This is a genomic window from Cryobacterium sp. 10I1, assembly GCF_035019805.1.
Classification (GTDB): domain Bacteria; phylum Actinomycetota; class Actinomycetes; order Actinomycetales; family Microbacteriaceae; genus Cryobacterium; species Cryobacterium glucosi.
The window spans coordinates 1-3,097 of sequence record NZ_JASJVF010000323.1 but is presented as its reverse complement, the minus strand read 5'-3'; the positions used below and the strand labels follow the sequence as shown (position 1 = coordinate 3,097).

The following is a 3,097-nucleotide window of genomic DNA, read 5'->3' as shown; positions in this document are numbered from 1 at the left end:
CTTGGGGGGTGGAGTGGGTCACCCCCCAAGCCTAAGCAGCCTTTCCCTTGCGCCGGGACATCCGCACGATGAGGATCACGATGAGCGCCGTCACGCCGAGGAGTGCGATCCACGGCAGCGCGTAGCCGATGCCGACGAGCGCGGCGCCGAGCGCGCCGACCAGGGCCGCCCAGCCGGCCCCGATCGCGGTCCAGAAGTCGCCGGGAGCGCCGGGCGCGACGGTGCCCGTTGAATAGAGGGAGAGGGTGATCGTCGAGAAGTCGACCTGATCGGACAGGAAATTGCGCTGCGACTGCAGGCTTTCGAGGTCCGCCTGCCTCTGGGAGAGCGTGCCCTCGATCGCGATCAGGTCTGTCGTCGTCGTCGCCTGCTGCATCAGTGCGAGCAGCCGGTCGACGGAGGTCTTCAGGGCGGTGATGCGGGCGTCGAGGTCCTGGGTCTGCTGGGTGATGTCCGAGGCGTTGAGCGACACGTAGTTGAGGGTGCCGAGCTTCTTCAGGTCGGTAACCGTGCGGTCGAGGGCGGCGGCCGGGATGCGCAGGGTGAGGGTTGCGCTGGCCGGCTGGTTGTCGGTCGCGGGGTTCTCGGTGCGGCTGTCGATGCGGCCGCCGGCCTGCTCGGTGATCGTCACGGCGTCCTGCGTCGCCTTGATCGGGTCTTTTGCCGTGACCGACATCGATCCCGTCATGATCACGTCGCGTTGGCCCGACGCGACTTCGCTCGTGCTGCCGGCGACGGTGCCCGAGGTGGCGCTCCCTGCGGCGTCTCCGGCTTGCGGGGCCCCGAGGATCCCGGAATCCCTGGTCGTTCCGCCGCCCGTTGCGGCGCCGGTTCCGGGGTTCGTCACGGAGGAGCCGGCATCGTTCGACGAGCCGGAGGCGGAGCATCCGGCCAGCAGGAGCACGGCAGCGAGGAGCGCTGCGGCGGCGGGAAAACGTTTCATGGGGCAACTGTATGGCGCGCCCTGAGGCCACTGTCTGGACGCCGTCTGGGAGTCGAATCACAATCCCGTCTCGGTGTGGGCGCAGTTGTTAGGGTCGATTCATCGGCCAGGCAACGCCGGCCGAGTGCCACGGGACACACGTTCCACGAGACGCGCTCTCCCTGACACGCACGCTCCATGAGACACATTCGACACACGACGGAGGAAACATGGGATTCGCAGAGAACGCCAAGGACGCCCTCGACGCGACCGGGCAGAAGATCAGCCGGACGTTCGAGGACACCAAGGACCGGATCGAAGACAAGGTCGACGAGATCAAGGCGGATGCCGAGGTCAAGCGCGCGGAGGCCGGCGTCAAGCACGCCGAGGCCGAGCGCGACGCGACGAAGGCCACCAAGGAGTTCAAGGAAGGCCTGCGCGACGATACTTGAGTCATGGGATGGTGGGCGGCGATGAGGGATCGGTTCCGTCGACGCCGCCCGCCCCTCCTGCACATCGCGACCGATGAAGGCACGGGGCCGGTCGTCATCCTCGTGCACGGCATCGCCAGTTCGTCCGTGACGTTCCGGGAACTGGTGCCGCTGCTCACCCCGCGGCACCGGGTCATCGCGGTCGACATCCTCGGCTTCGGCGAATCGCCGGCTCCTGAGGGCTGCGAGTACCGGCTCGAGGACCACGTCGAGGCGCTCGCAGCCACGATCCGCTCGCTCCGGCTGCGCGAGCCGTTCGTGCTCGTCGGCCATTCCCTCGGCAGCCTCATCGTCGCCCGGCTCGCGGCGCTCCAGGCCTCATGGCGGGACCGTCGCATCCGGATCTCCCGGGTCGTGCTCGTGGGGCCGCCCGTGTACCTCTCACCCACGGAGATCGGCGACCGCTGGGTGCGCGCCCGGGTCAGCGTCTACCTGCGTGCATACGCCTTCCTGAGGGAGAACAAGGACTTCACCATCGGCAACGCCGCGATCATCTCGCGGCTGCTGCCCAAGGGCGTGTTCGAGATCACCGAACGCAACTGGACCCCCTTCGTGAAGTCCCTCGAGCACTGCATCGAATCGCAGACCTTGGTGAGCGACATCGCGATCCTGCGCGTGCCCGTCGACGTCGTCTACGGCAGCCTCGACGCGTTCATCCAGTCGGGCAGCCTGACCGTGATCGAGCGGATGCGCCACGTCTCGATGCACCGCGTGGAGGCGAACGACCACCTGATCCGGCCGCGCCTGGCCAGGGAGCTGCTCGCGGTCATCGAGACTGCTACCGGGGTCGACGACCGACCGGTGGACCCGGACGGGCCGCGCACACCGGCATCCGCTGTCGCACGCTGACCAGGGCGGCCGGCCGGGTGATTAGGCTAGGGACATGGACACACGCACCCTGGGAAGAACCGACCGAACCGTCTCCGTGATCGGGCTCGGAACCTGGCAACTGGGAGCGGACTGGGGGGACGTCAGCGAGGCCGACGCGACCGCCGTTCTCGCAGCATCCGTCGACGCCGGCGTCACCTTCTTCGACACTGCGGACGTCTACGGCGACGGACGCAGCGAGCAGATCATCGGGCGCTACCTCGCCGGCGACGGCAAGGACGCCGGGATCACGGTCGCGACCAAGATGGGCCGCCGCGTCGACCAGCTCGCCGAGAACTACGTGCTCGCCAACTTCCGGGCCTGGACCGAACGCTCCCGCCGCAACCTCGGTGTCGACACCCTCGACCTCGTGCAGCTGCACTGCCCGCCGAGCGCGGTCGTCGAATCGGGCGAGGTCTACGACGCGCTCGACACCCTCGTCGCCGACGGCACCATCGCCGCGTACGGCTTCAGCGTCGAGACCTGCGACCAGGCCCTCGCGGCGATCTCCCGCCCGGCCACCGCGACGGTGCAGATCATCCTGAATGCGTTCCGGCTCAAGCCGCTCGACAACGTGCTTCCCGCGGCCCGCGCCGCCGGGGTCGGCATCATCGCCCGGGTGCCGCTCGCGAGCGGTCTGCTCACCGGCAAGTACACCCGTGCCACGACCTTCGCCGAGAACGACCACCGCAACTACAACCGCGACGGCAGCCACTTCGACGTCGGCGAGACCTTCTCGGGCGTCGACTACGAGACCGGGCTCACGGCGGCCGCCGAGTTCGCCGCACTCGTTCCCGCCGGACTCACGCCCGCACAG

General features: G+C 68.7%; 4 protein-coding genes. 3 read left to right on the top strand and 1 reads right to left on the bottom strand.

The genetic code is table 11. The annotated features are described in order from the left end of the window. Nucleotides 1-31 precede the first annotated feature (31 nt). Nucleotides 32-943, bottom strand: coding sequence for a DUF4349 domain-containing protein (locus QN345_RS17325; RefSeq protein ID WP_322135266.1), 912 nt, complete (start codon nucleotides 941-943; stop codon nucleotides 32-34). A gap of 209 nt (nucleotides 944-1,152) precedes the next feature. On the opposite strand from QN345_RS17325, the gene QN345_RS17320 reads away from it, so the two are divergent. The 3 genes from QN345_RS17320 to QN345_RS17310 form a co-directional block, all read left to right on the top strand. After that, on the top strand, nucleotides 1,153-1,374 hold the full coding sequence (locus tag QN345_RS17320) for a hypothetical protein (protein WP_134449340.1): 222 nt from the start codon (nucleotides 1,153-1,155) through the stop codon (nucleotides 1,372-1,374). A 21-nt stretch (nucleotides 1,375-1,395) separates the two neighbouring features. Continuing rightward, on the top strand, nucleotides 1,396-2,262 hold the full coding sequence (locus QN345_RS17315) for an alpha/beta fold hydrolase (RefSeq protein WP_322135267.1): 867 nt from the start codon (nucleotides 1,396-1,398) through the stop codon (nucleotides 2,260-2,262). A 34-nt stretch (nucleotides 2,263-2,296) separates the two neighbouring features. Continuing rightward, nucleotides 2,297-3,097: aldo/keto reductase (locus QN345_RS17310; RefSeq protein WP_323508955.1), on the top strand; the 801-nt coding region annotated here is incomplete at its 3' end.